Annotated in this window: 1 protein-coding gene; it reads left to right on the top strand. The window is 59.8% G+C overall.

Going from position 1 to position 291, the window contains the following annotated elements:
* Nucleotides 1-287 (top strand): alpha/beta fold hydrolase (locus AF337_RS13555; RefSeq protein ID WP_152971058.1); only part of this gene is annotated, 287 nt, incomplete at its 5' end.
* Nucleotides 288-291 lie beyond the last annotated feature (4 nt).

Below are 291 nucleotides of genomic sequence, written 5' to 3'. Positions count from 1 at the left end.
CTGCAGATGTATCCAAGGCGGAGGGCAAGCTGATGGCCGCAACACAGCGTCCCATCACTGATAAGGCTCTTGGCGAGGCCTCGACTGCGGCGAGCTGGAGGAAGATCCCGTCTTGGTTCGTCTATGGTGACGCGGATAAGAACATACCGCCGGCAGCGCTCGCATGGATGGCGGAGCGGGCGGGCTCGAAGGAAACGGTTGTGGTTAAAGGCGCGTCGCACGTCGTGATGGTCTCTCATCCCGATAAAGTGGCGAAGGTCATCGAAGACGCTGCGTCCAGCAAATAGACCG

This window comes from Rhizobium ecuadorense (genome assembly GCF_001187535.1).
Lineage (GTDB): Bacteria > Pseudomonadota > Alphaproteobacteria > Rhizobiales > Rhizobiaceae > Rhizobium > Rhizobium ecuadorense.
Note: the sequence above shows the minus strand (reverse complement) of the source record. Positions and strands in the feature narration are given on the sequence as shown.